The sequence below is a fragment of the Cellulomonas chitinilytica genome (assembly GCF_016862675.1).
Taxonomy (GTDB): Bacteria; Actinomycetota; Actinomycetes; order Actinomycetales; family Cellulomonadaceae; genus Cellulomonas; species Cellulomonas chitinilytica.
Genome location: NZ_BONK01000001.1, coordinates 499,903 through 516,899, shown reverse-complemented (window position 1 = coordinate 516,899; position 16,997 = coordinate 499,903). Strand labels below are relative to the sequence as shown.

Genomic DNA, 16,997 nt, shown 5'->3' with positions numbered 1-16,997 from the left:
GCCGGCCCGGGACCCGTGGCGGCGTGTCCGACCAGGTGACCGGCGGTCCGAACCGCGGACGGGACCGTCTCGGCGGCGCTAGCCTTCCCGGCGGTCCCCGGTCGTCGTGCCACCGGGGCGCGACCTGGGGAGCCCGCGTGATCCGCCTTCTGCCGTACCTGCTCGAGATCGGGATGCTCGTCTACTGCCTCATCGACTGCGCGCAGACGGACAGCGCGAGCGTCCGGAACCTGCCGAAGGTCGTGTGGGTCATCCTCATCGTGGTCCTGCCGGTCGTCGGGGGCATCGCGTGGCTGGTCGCCGGACGCCCCGAGCGGCGGGCCTCGACCGTGCCGTGGCCGTCGACCGCCACGGCCGGCTTCCCGGAGTACGAGCGTCCCCGCCGGTCCGCCCCCGACGACGACCCCGAGTTCCTCGCCGGGATGCGCCGTTCGGACCAGACGCACGAGGAGATGCTCAAGGCCTGGGAGGCGCAGCTGCGCGAGCGGGAGCGCAAGCTCGAGCGGCCCGACGGCGAGCAGGAGCCGCGCACCGAGGGGTAGCAACGTCAGCCGCGGATCTCCCCCCCCCAACCTCGGCGCGGGCGTGTTCCGTTGTCTCCTCGACAGGTCGGTACGCGGTCAAGGAGCACGGGTGAGCAGCTGGGAGCCGTTGCTGGAACGGGTGGTGCGGGAGCGCTACCCGCGTCTGGTCACGCACGCGATGCTCGTCTCGGGCTCCGCGGCCGACGCGCAGGACCTCGTGCAGGAGGCCCTGATCGCGACGTTCTCGGGGCGGGCCCGGTTCCGGTCGGTCGAGCAGGCCGAGGCGTACGTGCGGCGGGCGATCGCGTCCCGGTCGGTCGACGCGTCGCGGCGCAGGGCCACCGAGTCGCGGACGTCGCAGCGGCTCGCCGGGCTGGCCGTCCCGACGCTCGCCGTCGAGGAGCGCGGCCCCGGCGCGGACGTCCTGCGGGCCCTGTCGACGCTGAGCCCGCGCGAGCGGGCCTGCGTGGTGCTCCGGCAGCTCGACGACCTGTCCGTGGCGGACACCGCCGCGCAGCTCGGGCTCAGCGAAGGGGCGGTCAAGCGGTACACCGCTGACGGCATCGCGCGGCTGAACGCGGTGCTGGGCAGCACGGCCGTCACCGTCGAGCGGATCAGCGTCCGGCAGGTCGAGACCGTGGAGGTGCGAGATGGACAGTGACCTCGACGCCCTGCTGGCCCGGGGTGCCGGCGACCTCGAGCGGCAGGTGCCCGCCATGGCAGACCGCGCGTTCGGCTCGGTGCGTGGTGCGGTGCGTCGCCGGCGGGTGCGGCGGCACGCCGTGGAGTCGGTCGCCGCGGTCGCCGGTGTCGCGGCCGTCGGCGTCGTCGCGTGGCTCGGTGCCGCGCACGGGACGCCCGCACCGGCCCACACGCCGAGCGTGACGTCGTCGACGTCCCCGAGCGCGACGCCGTCCTCGTCCCCGAGCGCGACCTCGTCGACGGCGCCCCCCACCGCCCCGCCCGACGACGCCGCCGGGATCGCCCGCGTGCTGTCGCCGTCGACCGGGGAGACCTGGCAGGAGCCGGTGGAGGACCCGGGCATGACGGAGCGCCTCACGGAGTTCGGGGGTCAGCGGGCGTTCCTCGTCGGCCACCACGGGGACGCCTCGATCTACGCGCTCGTCAACGACGAGTGGCCGTCGTCGAGCATCGAGGGCCTGTACGAGCGGGTGGGCGAGACGGTGTCGCTCATCGGGTGCCCGGTGTCCGCGGACAGGTGCAGCCCGCGCGTCGACGGGAGCCTCGAGCACCCCGGGCTCCTGATCGACACCACGACGCGCTACGAGTCCCTGACGGTGCCGACCTCGATCCGGGTGTCGCCGACTTTCGGCGTCACGACGACCGCGACGACGGCCGTCGAGTGGCGGGGCGTGTACGGCGACGGTGGGTCCATGGTCGGCGGGTCCCCGCTGGGCTACCAGGTCCCGAGCGAGTCGCGGACGCTGCGGCAGATCGGCGGCGCGCGGCTCGTCGAGCTGCGGTCACCGGCCTCCGGCGTGGTGCCGGGGCTGACGCCTCTCCACTACGCGTACGTCACGCCGATGGGTGGCGCGTTCCTGCTGGAGGCGAAGGACGTCGACGTGGCGGACGTGGCGTCGTTCCGGTGGGACGACGGGGTCGACCGCCCGTCGGCCTACCCCGACAGGGACGGGTCGGGCGCGCCCGGCGCGCAGCAGTGCTTCCTGTCGCTCCTCGCCGCCGAGGCCGACCACGTCGACGCGGACTGGCGTGCCGCGGGCACGGCCTCGGACGGCCGGCGGGTGTGGGTTCCCGTCCCGGGCGGGAACCCGGTGTCGCACGCGGTGTACGCCCACGAGCGGGACTCGAGCTTCACGTACGACGAGGCCTCCGAGGAGTTCGTCGACGGCGCCGCGGCCTACCCGTACACCGAGGAGCAGTTCCTCGACCACCACGCGCTCTTCGCCGTCCAGGGTCCGGACGACGAGTGGCTGCTCGGCCTGCGGGAGGACTCTGCCGCGACGGTGTACGAGTGCGCCTGACCGGAGCCTGACCGGAGCCGGTCACGGCCGCGGGCACTCGTGCCCGACGAGGCCGACGAGCCGGTCGTCGAGGAACCGGGTCGCGGACACGAGGTGCCCGGCGCGGGTCGTCAGCACGTAGACGCCCCCGGGCACCTCGCGGCCGCCGTCCCAGGACGTGCCGACGAACCCCGGCTCGCCGTTGAGCGCCACCTCGGCGAGCGTCAGCCGGCGACCGGCACGCCAGCCGCCCGCCGCCTGCAGGAAGGCCGCGACGGACGCCCGGCCCCGGTACACGTGCGGGAGCGGCGGCATGGCGAGCCAGCCGTCGTCCGTCAGGAGGTCGACGACCGCCGCGACGTCCCCCGCCTCCAGCGCGCGGGCGAACCGGTGCGCCACGGCACGGTCGACGTGCAGGTCGACATGCCCGTGCACGTCGCGGCCGGTGCGCGGCTCGTCACGGCGGTGCTGGGCGAGCGTCGCCCGCCCGCGCTGCAGCAGCCCCTTGACGACCGTGGGCGTCGTCCCGGTCATCGCCGCGACCTCCGCCTGCGCGTAGCCGAGCACGTCGCCGAGGACGACGGCCGCGACCTGCCGCGGGGGCAGCACCTGCAGCGCGGCGACGAACGCCAGCGCGATCGACTCCGTCGCGTCGTAGCGCGCCGCCGGCCCTGGCTCGACGGGCTCGACGGGCAGCCAGGCGTCCGGGTAGGGCTGCAGCCAGGGGACCTCCGTGCGGTCGTCGGGCGGCGGGGCGTCGAACGGCAGGGCGACCTCCCGCGGGCGGCGCCGGCCGGTGCGGAGCACGGTGAGGCAGCGGTTCGTCGCGATCGCGTACAGCCACGTCCGGACCGACGCGCGGCCCGCGTACCGCGCCAGTCCACGCCAGGCGGACACCAGGACGTCCTGGAGGGCGTCGTCCGCGTCGTCAAGCGACCCGAGCATCCGGTAGCAGTGCACGTGCAGCTCGCGCAGGTGCGGCGCGACGAGCGCCGTGAACGCGTCCTCGTCGCCCGCGCGGGCCGCGTCGAGCTCGCTGCTCGTCGTCATGCACCGGACGGTACGAGACCGTTCCGACAGGCGCTCGCGCGGCGTCGGTACCGGGGACGGACCGACACCTCAGGAGGACGCATGACCGCCGCAGCCCTGCAGACCGCCCTCGACTACCACCGGGCGTGGAGCAGCCACGACCTCGACGCCGCGATGGCGCTCGTCGCCCCCGACGTCGTGTGCGACGCCCCCGCGGGCCCCGTCGTGGGCCGCGACGCGTTCCGCGCGTTCATGGGCCCGTTCGCGGCCATGACGACCCGCACCGAGGTGCTCGGAGCCTTCGGGGACGACGAGTCCGCCGTGGTGCTCTACGACACCGAGACGACGCTCGTCCCGCACGCCCCCGGCGCCGAACGGGTCGAGGTCGCCGACGGGCGGATCACGCGCATGACGATCGTGTTCGACCGGCTGCCGTTCGCGCAGGCGCGCGCCGCCGGCTGAGGGCCCGGGCCGGGGCCGCGGTCAGTGCCGGTCGAGCCGGATCACGAGCGACCCGGTGTTCGCCTCGTCCCCGTTCTCCGTGACGGTCAGCTCACCGCTCGCCCCGGAGTACCGGCCGGTGCCTCCGACGACGGCCAGGTTCTTCACGGGTGCGTTCGACGCGCGACCCTGGGCGGCCACCTGCCCGTCGGGCAGCTGGTAGGTCACCTGGCAGGCGAGGGCGATCGGCGGGTCGGCGGCCACCACCGCGGTCACGGTGCACGTGCCGCTGCCGGACCCGACCACCGTGCCGCCGCGCAAGAGGGTGTCCTCGAAGACGATCTGGTCGCCGCGGCTCGGGCTCAGGTCCGGGTCGGCGACCGAGGGGACCTCGCGGACGCCCGTCGGGCCGAAGTCGAGGAGGAAGAACCCGGAGAACTGCACGTCGAACGACAGGGTCCGGTCCCGGCCGGACCCGACGGGGGAGCCCGCCGACGCACCGGCGGACGCGCCCGTGAGCGTGACGACGGCGAGACCGGCGACGACGACGGCGACGAGTGACCTGCGCATGATGGCTCCTGACCCTGGTCGGCGTGGTCCGCCGGGACGTCGACGGCCCTCCTCGACGGTCCGCGCCCCCGCCGGGGCCGTCAAGGAGCCAGCTCCTCCTCCCACACCGGCCCGTACCCGAGTCGGGCCTGCTCGGCGGCGACGACCTCCCGGGCGAGCCGGGCCTCGGTGACGTCGACGGCGTGCACGGAGGACGCGGCGAGCGCCGAGTCGCGCACGTACTCGTCGAACACCCGCCGCTTGCCGTCGAGGATCTCGGTGATCCGCTCGTCGACCCCGTCCTCGGCGAGCAGCCGGTGCGCGCGCACGCTGCGGACCTGGCCCATCCGGTGCAGCCGGGCGACGGCCTGCGCCTCGGCGGCAGGCGTGAGCTGCGGCTCGCACAGCACGGCGACGCTCGCGGCCTGCATGTTGAGCCCGACGCCCCCGGCGGTGATCTGCGCGACGAGCACCGCGTCGGGACCGGCGGCGCCGAACGCGTCGATGATCGCCTGCCGCTCCTCGGCGGGGACGGAGCCGGTCAGCGGACCGAAGACGGGCACACCCGCGGCCCGCAGGGCGGTGTCCACCACGGAGATGACGTCCCGGAAGAACGAGAACACGACGGTCCGGTGCCCGTTGAGCCCGGCGTCCTCGACGATCTCCAGCAGCCGTTCGAGCTTCGCGGAGTCACGCGGGTCGGGCGTGAGGAACGCGGCGCGGCGCATCGCCATGAAGTTCCCGCTCGCCACGGCCGCCCGGTACGCCGTCTCGCCCGCGGGGGACAGGTCCTCCCACTCGTCGACGAGCACGAGCTCGGGCAGCTCGACGAGCACGTCGCGCTGGTTGCGCCGCAGGTAGACGGGGGCGACGGCCTCCCGGAACGCGTCGCCGCCGACGAGCCCGAGGTGGGCGGGGAACCCGTCGGCGACGTTCGGCTGCACCAGCCGGACGAGCTCGACGAAGTCCTCGAGCCGGTTGTCCATCGGCGTCCCCGTGAGCAGCAGCACCCGCCACGTCGTGTCGGTCCAGGCGCGCACCGCGCGCGACCGCCGGGCCTCCGGGTTCTTCACGTAGTGCGCCTCGTCGACGACGACCATGCCGAGCTCGTCGACCGCGAGCCCGCCGTCCGCTCCGGGCAGCGGCAGGTGCGCGAGCCCCTCGAACGTCGTCACGCCGACCCCGCCCTGCGCGACCCACTCGTGGACCGCGGCGTCCCGGCCGGGGCCGTGCAGCCGGTGCGGTGTCAGCGCGGAGTGCTCTGCCACCTCCCGGACCCAGTTGACCAGCACGCTCGCCGGGCACACGACGAGGAAGTGCCGCTCGCCGCTCGCCGCACGGTCGGCCATCGCCGCGATCGCCTGGACGGTCTTCCCCAAGCCCATCTCGTCACCCAGCAGCGCCCGCCCCTGGTGCAGCGCGAAGCGGGCCCCGAACTCCTGGTACCCGCGCAGCTGCACCCGCAGGTAGGACAGGTCGAGCGGGTGGGCGGCGACCCGGTCGGCGAGCTCGGACGTGAGCATGCCCCGCGCGGCCAGCACGTTCACCGCGGACGGGACGATCGTCTGCAGCTCGGAGTAGTACGTGGCGGAACGCCGCTCGAAGTCGTCCCACAGGGCGCTCGACGGCGCGTCCGGCTCGGCGGTCGCCCGGCCCAGGTCGTCGACGACCCGGCGCAGGTCCGTCGACGCGAGCCACGGCTCCCACGCGCGCAGGCTGCGCAGCGCGGACAGGGCCCGCTCCTTCGTCGTCCGACGGGACAGCGCGAACCGCAGCCGTGACGTGGCCCGCGCCGCCCGGGGGAGCAGGCGGCCGACCGCGGCCGTGTAGTCCGTGAGCCGGGAGCGCTGCGGCTCGACGAGCGGCCGCAGGCGCATCGCCCGGTGCAGCAGGCGCAGCAGCTCGACGGTCGCCGCCGAGTCCGGCCGGCCTCGGTCGTCGAGCTCGATCCGCACGTGGGTGCCCGCCCGGACCGCGTCGGCGAGCTGGTCGACGGCGGCGACCACGCTCCGGGCGGTCTGCGCCCCGACGCCCGGCACGGCGTCGAGCTCCACCGCGCCGCGTCCGAGCAGGTCGGCGACGGTCCGGTACCCGGCGGCCGCCAGCGCGGACAGCCGCAGGTTCTTCTCCGTCATGTCGCCGAGCCGGTCGACCTCCACCTGCGCGAGCTCGGCGCGGACGCGGTCCTCCCGGTCCTGCGCCACGAGCGCCGCGACCCCGACGGTCGTCGCGTCCATGACGTCGAGCACCGCCTGCGCCCGGGCGGCGAGCGCGCGGTGGTCCTCGACGACCTCGCGGGCCTGCGGGCCGGGGGCCGGGCCGGACGGCGTGCCGGGGAGCGCGCCGGGGGCCGGGTCGGGGAGTGCGCCGGACGACGGGCCGTCGGACGGGCTCGGTGGCGTGCCGCTCACCCGCCAGAGGATAGGTGGCCGCGCCCGGTCCGGGCCGGTGGACGTCCGGGTGCGCACGATCCGGGCGCCACCCCGTCGTGCCGCCGCGCGTCCGGGTCCCGCGGCGCTAGTGTCCGAAATGACGGGCGCCGACAGGTTCCTGACCTGGGGCCGCAGCGCACGTGCACCACCGGGACCTGGGCGTGCTGCCCGAGGGGATGTGGGTGTGATGACCTCCACCGTGGTGGTCGAGCGGCGACGGACAGGTCTGGACGTCGTGCTCGGCCTCGTGCTGATCGTCGCGGGGCTCGTGCTGCTGGGCGACGTCGCCGTCGCGACGAAGATCTCGATCTGGTTCATCGCCTGGATGACGCTCATCAGCGGCATCCTGCTGCTGCTCGGTGCGCTCCTGCGCATCCGGTCGGGCGGTGCGATCTGGGCGGCGGTCGGTGGGGCGATCCTCACCGCGATCGGCCTGTTCATGATCAGGAACCCGACCATCGGCGCCCTCACGCTGACCCTCCTCGCGGGCGCCCTGTTCTTCACCGGCGGCATCGTCCGGATCGTGATGGCGTTCCAGGCGGAGCGGTACAAGGCGCTCCTGGCCATCGGTGGCCTGGTGTCCCTGGCGCTCGGGGTGTGGGTCCTCGTCGACCCGGAGGCCGCGACCGAGAAGCTGCTGGGGCTGCTGCTGGGCATCCAGATCCTGGTCGAGGGCCTGACGATGGCGACGCTCGGCCGGCTGCGCGTCCGGAAGGCGGCGTCGGAGCCCGCACCCGCCTGACCCCGTCCGACCCGACGGCGGCCCGGGCGCCCTGACGGCCCGGGCCGCCGCCGTCGCGCGTGCACCGCCCCACCCGTCCGGCGCATCAAGCGCCGCGTGCCACGCGCCGATTCCTCTCCTCGACGTCGACGACGACGTCGAGGGCGGCGAGGAGCGGCGCGTGCACGGGACCCGATCGGCGGTGCGCGCCCGGCTGCGCCGCGCCCGGCCGGTCCTCGGCGTCGCGCTGTCCGCCGTCCTGGCCGCCGTCGGCACGACGGGCACCGCGCTGCCGCCCGACGCGCGCGAGCCGTTCGCCCCGAGCACCCCGGCCGCCCCGTACGCGCTGCTGCACGTCGACGAGCACGGTCACGTCGCCCGGTGGAACCCCTGCGCGACCATCCGGGTCCGGGTGAACCACTCCGACCCGCGGGCGCCCGCCGACGCCGACACGCTCGTCGCAGCCGCCCTGGCGCGGCTCGAGGCCGCCTCCGGCCTGCACCTCGAGGTCGTCGGCTCGACGACCTACCTGCCCTACGCCGACACCGGGGTGCGCGAGCCCGACGCGGACCTGGTGGTCGCGTGGACCGACGCGGCGACCGTGCCTGCGCTCGCGGGCGGCGTCGCGGGCCAGGGCGGTGCCGTGTGGACGACGACGCGGGCGGCGTCCCGGATCTGGCACGCGCACCTCGTGCTCGACGTCGAGGACGGCCTCGAGCCCGGGTTCGCCCCCGGTCGCTCGGTCGGGACGGCGCTGCTGCACGAGCTCGGGCACACGGTCGGCCTGACCCACGTCGACGACCCGCGGCAGGTGATGGCGGCCGGGCTGGGCGACGCGTCGCTCCCGCAGTTCCAGGCCGGTGACGTGGCCGGGCTGCGTCGTGTCGGTGCGGCGGCCGGCTGCCTCTGACGGCCGCTCGTCCACCGCGCGCAGCGGGGCGTCGCAGCACGCTGACCAGCGCCTTCGCGACAGCCGCGGACCCTCGGTCCGCCGAGCTCGCGGGTGGCAGGACGGACACTCCCGACAAGCCCGGCGCCCCCCTCCGGACGGTCCTGAATCCGTTCGTGTGAATCACCCTGGACAGGTGGCTTGGACGTTTGACCAGAAGCCGTTCCGTGCCCCACACTCGTACTCGACGGTGCGCATCGCCTGCCCCCTGCGCGGTGCGCACCGTTTCTACGTCCGAGAGCGGGACGGGTCCTCGAGATCCGTCCCGCTCTTGCGTTGTCGGCCCGGACGCGACCCGCCGTGGGGTGCCGCGACGGCGCCGCCGGCCGTCGCGGATCCGCACGGTCGCCCGTTCCCACACCGGTTCCCACACCCGTCCGGGCTCCGGGCCGGCGCGGGTCCGCCCGCGGGTGCACGTGCGTCGCCGGGTGTCGTGCCACCCCCTCGGGCGAACCTCGGCGCGCCCGGCGCGCCACGTCCACGCGCCCCGGGGGGCCGGTTACCGTTCGCAGGGTGACCGTCCCCGCGCGCACTCCCGGCACGGGACCCGACCCGGCTCCCGCGACCGAAGCGACCACGATGACCGACCCGACCGACGGCGAGCGGGCGGTGTCGCTCGTCGTGCCCCCGTCGTCCTCGGAGATCCTCGAGGGGGCGATCGCCGGCTGGCGTGCCGCGCTCGTCGAGGCCGCCGGCGGGTCGACCCTCGTCGACGTCGAGCTGCTCGGCGAGGCCGCGCTCGACCTCACCGCCGCCCACCCGTCCGGCATGGCCCAGCTCTTCGCCGGCCGGGCGACGCGGCTGTCGAACCTGGTCCGCGAGGGTGCCGCGCTGTCGACCGCGCGGCGTCGCGCCCGCGCGGTCGGGGCCCGTGCGGCGGTGTACGCGCACCGGTACGGGATCGCGCCGACGTCGCTCGCGATCGGCGTCGCCACGTGGACCGAGCGCACCACGCCGTTCGTCGCGGCGGACGACATGGCCGCGCTGGCCTCCGTGACCCGGCAGGCGCGACGCCCGGACGAGGCCGAGACGGGCCGTCCGGCGCCGCGCACCGTCCGCGCCCCCGTGCTCCTGCGACCCGTGACGCTGCGCGCGCGCGGCACCGGGGAGGCCGACTACGAGCTCGCCCTGGAGCCGTCCCTCGAGGTGAACCCGGTCCTCGCGCGCGCCCTGCGCAGCCGCGGCGCGCTGCTCGACCCGGGCGCGGTCGCCCGCGGCGCGTTCACCGGCTCGGGCTTCGACCCGCGGGGTGCGCTGCAGCGGCTCGCGTCCCTGGGTGACGCCGTCCTGGAGGACTTCACGCTCACCGAGCGGGTCGTCGTGGGCACGTTCGTGCACCCCGGGCAGGTCCTGGTCGACGACCTCGACAACCTCACCGGCACCCTCGGCCACCACGAGCTCGTCGCGGCGCTCGCCGGGGTCGACGAGCAGCGCGACCGGCTGCGTCGTCGGCTCCCGCCGCCCGTCTCGGGCGACCGGGACCCCGGGGTGGAGCGTGGCGTCGGGGACCTCGACCCCGCCCAGCAGCACGTCCTCGACGTCCTGTCGACCGGCACGCACCTGTTCGTCGACGCCCCCGCCGGGTCCGACGTGACCGGCACGCTCGCAGCGGTCGTCGCCGACGCGGCCGCGTCGGGACGCACGGTGCTGTACGTGCCGGGTCACCGCCGCGCCGCCACGGCCCTGTCGGACCGGCTCGACGCGCTCGGCCTGGGCGACCTGCTGCTCGACGTCGCGCCCGAGGCCGGGTGGCGCAGCGCCGCGGCTCGTCGGCTGCTCGGCGCGATGACCCTCGAGGCCCCCACCGTCGACGTGGACGCCGTCTACACCCTGCGCGCCCGGCTCGTCGCGAGCCGTGAGCGGCTGCGCGGGTACGTCGACTCCCTGCACGTCCCCCGCGAGCCGTGGCGCGTCTCCGCGTACGACGCCCTGCAGCAGCTCGCCCGGCTCACGTCGACCCGGCCGGCGCCCCGCACGACGGTGCGGCTCGACCCCGACGTCGCGCGCCTGCTCGACGAGGAGCGGCGTGCCGAGCTGGCCGCCGACCTCGTGCGCGCCGGCGAGCTCGGTGCGTTCAAGGTCCGGCCGACGGACACCCCGTGGTACGGCGCGGACCTGCGCACCCCCGCCGACGCGGACGTCGTGGTGCACCGGCTCGACCGCCTGCTCGACGGCGCCCTGCCGGCGCTCGTCGAGCGGACCGCCCAGGTCGCCGCCGAGACGGGCCTCACGCAGGCGACGTCCCTCGCGACGTGGACCGAGCAGCTGCGCATGCTCGACGGGGTCCGCGGCGCGCTCGACGACTTCCTGCCCATCGTGTTCGAGCGCACCGCCGCGGACCTCGTCGCCGCGACGGCCACCCCGCAGTGGCGCGAGGAGCGCGGCGTCGCGATGGGCTTCTGGCTGCGCCGACGGCTCCGCAAGCAGGCCAAGGACATGGTCCGACCCGGCCGGCCCGTCGCCGACCTGCACACGGCACTCCTCGACGTGCAGGCGCAGCGCGAGGTGTGGCAGGCGCACTGCCCCGCCGGGGGCTGGCCGCGGCTGCCCGACGCGCTCGAGCAGATCGAGGACGAGCAGCAGGCCCTCAGCCTCGACGTCCAGGCGCTCGACGAGGTCCTCGCGACCACCCCCGCGGGCGCCGACCTCGCGTCCCTCCCGTTCGACGTGCTCGTCGAGCGCCTCACCCGGCTCCGGGCCGACACCGGGGCGCTCGAGACGCTGCCCGCCCGCACCGGCCTGCTGCACCGGCTGCGCGCCGCCGGTCTCGGCCCGCTGGTCGACGACCTCGCGACCCGCCGCGTCGACCCCGCGCTGAGCCCCGCCGAGCTCGACCTGGCCTGGTGGAGCACGGTCATCGAGCAGATCCTCACGGCCGACCCGTCCCTCACCGGCTACGACGGCACCGCGCTCGGCGGCCTGTCCGCCCAGTACGCCGCGCTCGACCGTCAGCACGTCGCGTCGCTGTCCGGACCGGTGCTCACCGCCGTCGTCGGCCACGTCTCCGCGACCCTGCGCCAGCACCGCGAGCAGGCCGAATCCTTGTTCGCCGAGCTCGTCGAGGAGCGCCTCACGTCGCTGCGCGACACGTTCGCCCGGCATCCCGACGTCGCCCGCCGGCTGCGGCCCGTCATCGCCGCGAGCCCGATGCTCGTGCCGCAGGTGCTGCCCGCGACCCGCACCGTCGACCTCGTGGTGCTCGACTCCGCCGGGCACCTGTCCGTCGAGATGGCGCTCGCCGCGATCGCCCGCGGCCGGCAGGTCGTCGTCATCGGCGACGCCCGCTGCGCGTCCGGCAGCGCGGTCAAGGACCTCGCCGACGTGCTGCCGACCGTCGCCCTGCAGGCCGGCGCCTCCCGCCGGGACCCGTACCTCACCGCGTTCCTCGCCGCCCACGGCTACGCCGGAGTGCTCGTCCCGACACCGTTGCCGCAGAACACGCCGCTCGTGCGCCTCGACGTCGTGGACGGCACCGGGATGCCCGACGCGTCGGGTGCCGTCGCGTCGACCCGCACCGAGGTCGAGCACGTCGTCGAGCTCGTGCTGAACCACGCCCTCCTGCACCCCGACGAGTCGCTGGCGGTCGTGACCCCGTCGCCCGCGCACGCCGAGGCCGTCCGGGAGGCGGTGCTATCCGAGGTCCGCGGGAACCCGGCCCTCGCCGCGTTCTTCGACTCCGGCCGGAACGAGCCGTTCGCCGTCACCGACCTCGCCGGCGTCTCCGGGCTGCGGCGCGAGGCGATCATCCTGTCGCTCGGCTACGGCCGCACGCCGCACCGCCGCGTCCTGCACACGTTCGGCCCGATCAGCGAGCCCGGCGGCGACGCCCTCCTGCTCGACGCCCTCGGTGCGAGCCGGCACCGGCTCGTCGTCGTCGCGTGCTTCGGCGCCGACGACCTCGACCCCGAACGCGTGCGCGGCGCCGGCCCGCGGCTCCTGCGGGACCTGCTCGACTTCACGGCCCGCCGCGGTGCCGGGGAGACCGGCGAGGACCTGGTCGCGGTCGCGTCCGACGACGTGGCCGACGCGACGCCCCCCGTGACGGACCGCCGGACGTCGACCGGCTCGACCCCGGTGGTCGCCGCGACCGCTGCTGCGGCGTCGTCGTCGGAGTCGACGTCGACCTCGGCCGGCGCGGCCGACGCCGCGGTCCCGGCCGCGGACGGTGCGCCGCTGCGGGTGTCGACGGGTGTCGTGCCGGTGGTCGGACGCCGCACGGGTGCGAGCCCGGTCGTCCGCGTGTCGACCGGTGTCCTGCCGGTCGTCGGCGCCCCGGCGGTCACCGGTACGCCCTCCGACGATCCCGACCGGCTCCTGCTGGACCTCGCCGAGCGCCTGTGGCGGCACGGCCTGGTCGTCGAGGTCGACCACGGCATCCCCGGCGGCACGCGCATCCCGATGGTCGTCGGCCATCCCGACGCCCCCGGCGAGCTGCTCGTCGCGGTCCTCACCGACGACGACGCCTACGTGGCCGAGCCGTCCATCCGGGTCCGCGAGCGGCTGATGGCCGACCGCCTCGAGCGGCTGGGGTGGTCGGTGCTCCGCGTGTGGTCGGCGGCGGCGTTCCTCGACCCGCAGGCCGAGGTCGACCGCATCCGCCGCGCGGTGCACGCCCGTGTGCCCGCACCGGCAGCACCGCGCACGGCTCCGCTGGTGCTCGGCGTTCCCGACACGATCGTGGAGGCCGACGAGCCCGACGAGCTTCCCGCCGCGACGGGCACGACGCCCGCGGCGACGAACCGCGCGACGACCGGCGCCACGCCCGCCGCTCCTCGCACGACCACCGCTGCGACGCCCGTGGTCCCGCCTGCGCCTGCGACGGGTGCGACGCCCGCGGTCCCGTCCGGCACGACCGGTGCCGTCCCGGTGGCCGTCGGTCCCGCGACGGGTGCGACGCCGGTCGTCTCCTCGGCGGGGTCGGGCGCGCACGGCGGCGTGGCGACCACGGACGGGCCGGCCGACGGCCCGACGTCGCCCCGCGCCGTCCAGCTGTCGCTCGCGGTCCCGACGCGTCCCCGCCCGGACGTCCGCAGCGGCCTGCCGATCGGCGCGTACAGCGACGACCAGCTCGACGAGATCGTCGCCTGGCTGGTGTCCGACGGCGAGGAGCGCACGCGCGACCAGCTCGGGGCGGCGCTGCGCAAGGAGCTCGGCATCACCCGCCGCTCGTACCGTGTCGACACGGCCGTCCGCTCGGCCATCACGCGCGCCCTGCGCTGACGTCTCCTCGCGCCCACCCGGTCCGGGCGCGGCACGAGCCGGTCGACGCAGCTCGACAGGGCGACGTCACGTGCGCGAACGCCGGACGAGGAGCCCGGGCGTCCGGTAGACATGGCGCGCCGGACCCGCTGTCCGGCGACGGTCGGGGCGACGAGGAGACCAGCCATGGAGACGGTTCGCGGCGAGGTGCGCCGTGTCGGCACCGAGGACCACGCGCTGTGGTCGGGCCGGGTCGCCGCGTGGGCGGTCGTCGCTGCGGTCGTGCTGGGCGCGCTCGGGGTGTGGAAGGTCGGTGTCTGGGCGAACCACTGGTACATCGCCGAGCGCTTCTACGCCGACGTGGACCCGGCACACCCGAAGGACGGCCCGTACTGGGACATCGCGACCGTCCTGCGCTCGGGCAACGAAGCGCTGGTCGACGGGGCCGTCCGGCTCGGTGAGGCGGTCGTCCTCGTCGTCGTCGCCGTGGTGCTGCGTCGGCGTCAGCGCGTGCCCTCACCCGACCGAGCGGCAGCCTCGGCGGCCGATGGTCCGGACGCCTCGCACCTCGTCGCCGACCGGGAGCGCCCGGTCGACTGACGGACCGAGCCGGCTGACGGACCGAGTCGGCCGACGGATCGATGGGATCATCGACGCATGACCTCGCAGCCCGGCGCTGAGCGCCCGACCGGGAAGTCCCCGCGTCGTGCCGTGCGACGGGCGGGCACCGTCGGGACCGACGACACGATCCTCGTCTCGACGCTGCCGGCGTTCCCGACCGACGCCCCCCGAACCCCGGCACAGGCATCCACCCCGCACGCACCAGCCCCGCGCGCGTCGGCCGCAGCCGGATCGGCCGCGCACGCAGCGGCTGCGCACGCACCTGCCGCGCAGGCACCCGCCAGCACCCCGGACCCTGCCGTGGCGCTCCGCAGCGCCGACGACTCGGACGTCGGCTGGGGCGGCGGCAGCATCGACTCGAACGACGACCGCCTCCATCGGGACAAGCCGCCGCACTGGTGAGCTAGGGGACCGTCAGACCCGCGGCGCAGGCGGTACCGGCGGCGGCGGTGTGCCGGGTCCGGTCGCGCCAGGTCCCGTCGTGCCGTGTCCGGTCGCGCCGGTGCCGGTGGTGCCGGGTCCGGTGCCCGTCGGCCCGCTTCCGGCGTCGTTGAGCACCGCCGGGGTCACCTGGGCCGCGAGGAGGTCGCGGATCTCCTGGAGCAGCAGGATCTCCTCGGCCGGCGCGGCGGGCTCCTCCTCCTCGCCCCGCTTGCGGCGTGCGGCCAGGGCGTTCAGCGGCAGCACGACGAGGAAGTAGATCGCGGCGGCGGTCAGCAGGAACGCGAGCAGCGCGTTGAGGATGACGCCGACCTTGATCGGTTCCGCCTCGATGCTGTCGTTCCACGTGTAGGGCCCGATGTCCCAGAGCTCGTTGAGGTCGGGCTTGCCGAAGATCCAGCCGATGAGCGGGCTGATGAACGCCTCGTTGAGGGCGGTGACGACGGCGCCGAAGGCGGCACCGATGACGACGCCGACCGCCAGCTCGATCGCGTTCCCGCGTGAGATGAAGTCCTTGAACCCCTGGAAGACCTTGGGCAGTCCGGAGAGCCGTTGTCCGGCGCCTCGCAGGCCGGTGGTGATCGCGTCCGTCACGTCGTCCCCTCGCTGGTCGGCGGCACTGCTGGGCGTCCTGGGCGGTCCGCGGCGCGGCAGGTGCAGCGCAGGCCCCCCGGGGATCGTCGGTCCGCCGATCATCCCGGCAGACGGGTCGGCCGGGCAAACGGGACCGGGCAGACGGGACCGGGCAATCGCGACCGGGCCGTCGATCCGGGCGTCGGACGGTCGGGACCCGACCGGACTCACGGCACCACGACGGGGGACAGCAGCGCGGCGGCGGCTGCCCCCGCGAGCGCGGTGGCCTCGGCGGGTGACACGGCGAGCAGGACGGGCGGCGGGTCGGTCGAGCCGGGGTCGCCGAGCAGCCCGCCGCCGTTCGTCGTGCCCGTGACGTCGGGCACCGGGAGCACGAGCGCCCGGACGGCGACCGTGCCGTCCACCGCCCCCTCGGGTGTCGCGGCGACGACGTCGACGTGCGCCCCGGGGCGCAGCAGCCCGGCGACGGCGGGGTCGGAGAACCGGACGGCGGCGACCACGGTGCCCGCCGGCCCGTGCACGTCGTCGGGCACGAGGAGGCCGGGGACGACCGGGACCCCGGCACCGACGGGGACTGCGGTCGACGCGCCGACGACGTCGGACGCCCGCGGGTATGTCCGCGCCGGTGCGACGGCGGTCGGGAGGTGGCGGACCTCGACGTCGCCCACCGTCAGGGCGGACCCGGCGTCGAGGTCGTGCGCCGCGACGACGACGGGCACGGTCGCGGGAGCCGGTGGGCGTACCGCCTCGGTCAGCGCGGCCGCGGCGACGCCGAGGCACAGCGCCGCGACGACGAACCGGCTCCGCCACAGCACGGCCCGCCACGCGAGGGACCGCGACGCGCGGCCGACGGGCGGCAGAGGCGGCGCGAGAGGGGGCGACGGGTGGCGGTCACGAGGCATGCCCGGACGCTAGGTGCCCCAGCAGGTGGGCTGTCTCCGAGTGCCGGGCCCCCGTGGACGAGGACGAACGCGTCCGGGCTGTGGACGCCTCGCCGGGGGCGACCGGTCGAGGCCAGGTCGAGCGGCGCGCGTCAGGCGGAGGCAGCGGGCGCGGACGCGGTGCCCGACGACCCGGACGACGACCCCGCGGCGACAGGAGTGCTCGTCGACGTCGACCCGGACGACGACGTGCTCGTCGTCGAGGACTCGGACGAGGTCGCCGCCGGGATCGACGAGCTCGACTTCGAGCCGGAGCCGGAGCGCGCGTCGTTGCGGTAGAACCCGGACCCCTTGAACACGACACCCACCGACGAGAACACCTTGCGCAGGCGTCCCTCGCACTCGGGGCAGACCGTGAGGGAGTCGTCGCTGAACGACTGCTGGATCTCGAAGGCGTGGCCGCACGCCGTGCACGCGTAGGCGTAGGTGGGCACTGGGTCTCCTGACACTCTTCCTGCTGGTCGGGCCGTCGGCGCCGGGGACAGGCGCCTGGCACTCGCATCGTCCGAGTGCCAATCGTAACGGTTCGGCCGCGCGGGGCATTCCGCCCGGGTCGCGAGGGGGCCTGCGGACG

At 75.8% G+C, this 16,997-nt stretch carries 15 protein-coding genes; 9 read left to right on the top strand and 6 right to left on the bottom strand.

The features are described 5' to 3' along the window. Positions 1-137 precede the first annotated feature (137 nt). From Cch01nite_RS02375 to Cch01nite_RS02365, 3 genes are all read left to right on the top strand, one after another. Positions 138-542: a PLDc N-terminal domain-containing protein gene (locus Cch01nite_RS02375; RefSeq protein ID WP_203747993.1), complete on the top strand. Its 405-nt coding sequence runs from the start codon at positions 138-140 to the stop codon at positions 540-542. 91 nt (positions 543-633) lie between these two features. Continuing rightward, positions 634-1,185, top strand: coding sequence for a sigma-70 family RNA polymerase sigma factor (locus tag Cch01nite_RS02370; RefSeq protein WP_239069751.1), 552 nt, complete (start codon positions 634-636; stop codon positions 1,183-1,185). Next, positions 1,175-2,527 carry a hypothetical protein gene (locus Cch01nite_RS02365; RefSeq protein WP_203747991.1) on the top strand — a complete coding sequence of 451 codons (1,353 nt, stop codon included), beginning with the start codon at positions 1,175-1,177 and terminating at the stop codon, positions 2,525-2,527. The genes Cch01nite_RS02370 and Cch01nite_RS02365 overlap by 11 nt, the downstream gene beginning before the upstream one ends. 21 nt (positions 2,528-2,548) lie before the next feature. Here Cch01nite_RS02365 and Cch01nite_RS02360 read toward each other — a convergent pair whose 3' ends face one another. Beyond that, the gene (locus tag Cch01nite_RS02360) at positions 2,549-3,556 is read right to left on the bottom strand and encodes an RNA polymerase subunit sigma-70 (protein ID WP_203747989.1); all 1,008 of its coding nucleotides are present in this window, start codon (positions 3,554-3,556) and stop codon (positions 2,549-2,551) included. A gap of 81 nt (positions 3,557-3,637) precedes the next feature. Between Cch01nite_RS02360 and Cch01nite_RS02355 the strand changes: the two genes are divergently transcribed. Beyond that, the gene (locus tag Cch01nite_RS02355) at positions 3,638-3,997 is read left to right on the top strand and encodes a nuclear transport factor 2 family protein (protein WP_203747987.1); all 360 of its coding nucleotides are present in this window, start codon (positions 3,638-3,640) and stop codon (positions 3,995-3,997) included. A 21-nt stretch (positions 3,998-4,018) separates the two neighbouring features. Here the strand turns inward: Cch01nite_RS02355 and Cch01nite_RS02350 are convergent, their stop codons facing one another. Both Cch01nite_RS02350 and Cch01nite_RS02345 read right to left on the bottom strand, forming a co-directional pair. Beyond that, positions 4,019-4,546 carry a dirigent protein gene (locus Cch01nite_RS02350; RefSeq protein WP_203747985.1) on the bottom strand — a complete coding sequence of 176 codons (528 nt, stop codon included), beginning with the start codon at positions 4,544-4,546 and terminating at the stop codon, positions 4,019-4,021. 80 nt (positions 4,547-4,626) lie between these two features. Next, positions 4,627-6,936 (bottom strand): DEAD/DEAH box helicase, encoded by a 2,310-nt coding sequence (locus tag Cch01nite_RS02345; protein WP_203747983.1) that lies wholly within the window; start codon positions 6,934-6,936, stop codon positions 4,627-4,629. A gap of 208 nt (positions 6,937-7,144) precedes the next feature. Between Cch01nite_RS02345 and Cch01nite_RS02340 the strand changes: the two genes are divergently transcribed. The 5 genes from Cch01nite_RS02340 to Cch01nite_RS02320 all read left to right on the top strand — a co-directional run bounded on the left by Cch01nite_RS02340 (position 7,145) and on the right by Cch01nite_RS02320 (position 14,849). Then, a complete protein-coding gene (locus tag Cch01nite_RS02340; RefSeq protein WP_203747981.1) occupies positions 7,145-7,699 on the top strand; it encodes a DUF308 domain-containing protein in 555 nt (184 codons plus the stop codon). Between the two features lie 160 nt (positions 7,700-7,859). Continuing rightward, the gene (locus Cch01nite_RS02335) at positions 7,860-8,588 is read left to right on the top strand and encodes a zinc metalloprotease (RefSeq protein WP_203747978.1); all 729 of its coding nucleotides are present in this window, start codon (positions 7,860-7,862) and stop codon (positions 8,586-8,588) included. Between the two features lie 552 nt (positions 8,589-9,140). Then, entirely contained in the window at positions 9,141-13,847 is a 4,707-nt protein-coding gene (locus Cch01nite_RS02330; RefSeq protein WP_239069749.1) for a PDDEXK-like endonuclease domain-containing protein, read from the top strand. 165 nt (positions 13,848-14,012) lie between these two features. Beyond that, positions 14,013-14,426: a hypothetical protein gene (locus tag Cch01nite_RS02325; protein ID WP_203747976.1), complete on the top strand. Its 414-nt coding sequence runs from the start codon at positions 14,013-14,015 to the stop codon at positions 14,424-14,426. A gap of 57 nt (positions 14,427-14,483) precedes the next feature. Continuing rightward, the gene (locus tag Cch01nite_RS02320; RefSeq protein ID WP_203747974.1) at positions 14,484-14,849 is read left to right on the top strand and encodes a hypothetical protein; all 366 of its coding nucleotides are present in this window, start codon (positions 14,484-14,486) and stop codon (positions 14,847-14,849) included. A gap of 12 nt (positions 14,850-14,861) precedes the next feature. Here Cch01nite_RS02320 and mscL read toward each other — a convergent pair whose 3' ends face one another. The 3 genes from mscL to Cch01nite_RS02305 all read right to left on the bottom strand — a co-directional run bounded on the left by mscL (position 14,862) and on the right by Cch01nite_RS02305 (position 16,857). Continuing rightward, a complete protein-coding gene (gene mscL / locus Cch01nite_RS02315) occupies positions 14,862-15,482 on the bottom strand; it encodes a large conductance mechanosensitive channel protein MscL (RefSeq protein ID WP_239069748.1) in 621 nt (206 codons plus the stop codon). Positions 15,483-15,688: 206 nt separating this feature from the next. After that, complete coding sequence (locus Cch01nite_RS02310) at positions 15,689-16,384, bottom strand: SAF domain-containing protein (protein ID WP_203747970.1); 696 nt, start codon at positions 16,382-16,384, stop codon at positions 15,689-15,691. Between the two features lie 131 nt (positions 16,385-16,515). After that, complete coding sequence (locus tag Cch01nite_RS02305) at positions 16,516-16,857, bottom strand: FmdB family zinc ribbon protein (protein ID WP_203747969.1); 342 nt, start codon at positions 16,855-16,857, stop codon at positions 16,516-16,518. Positions 16,858-16,997: the final 140 nt, after the last annotated feature.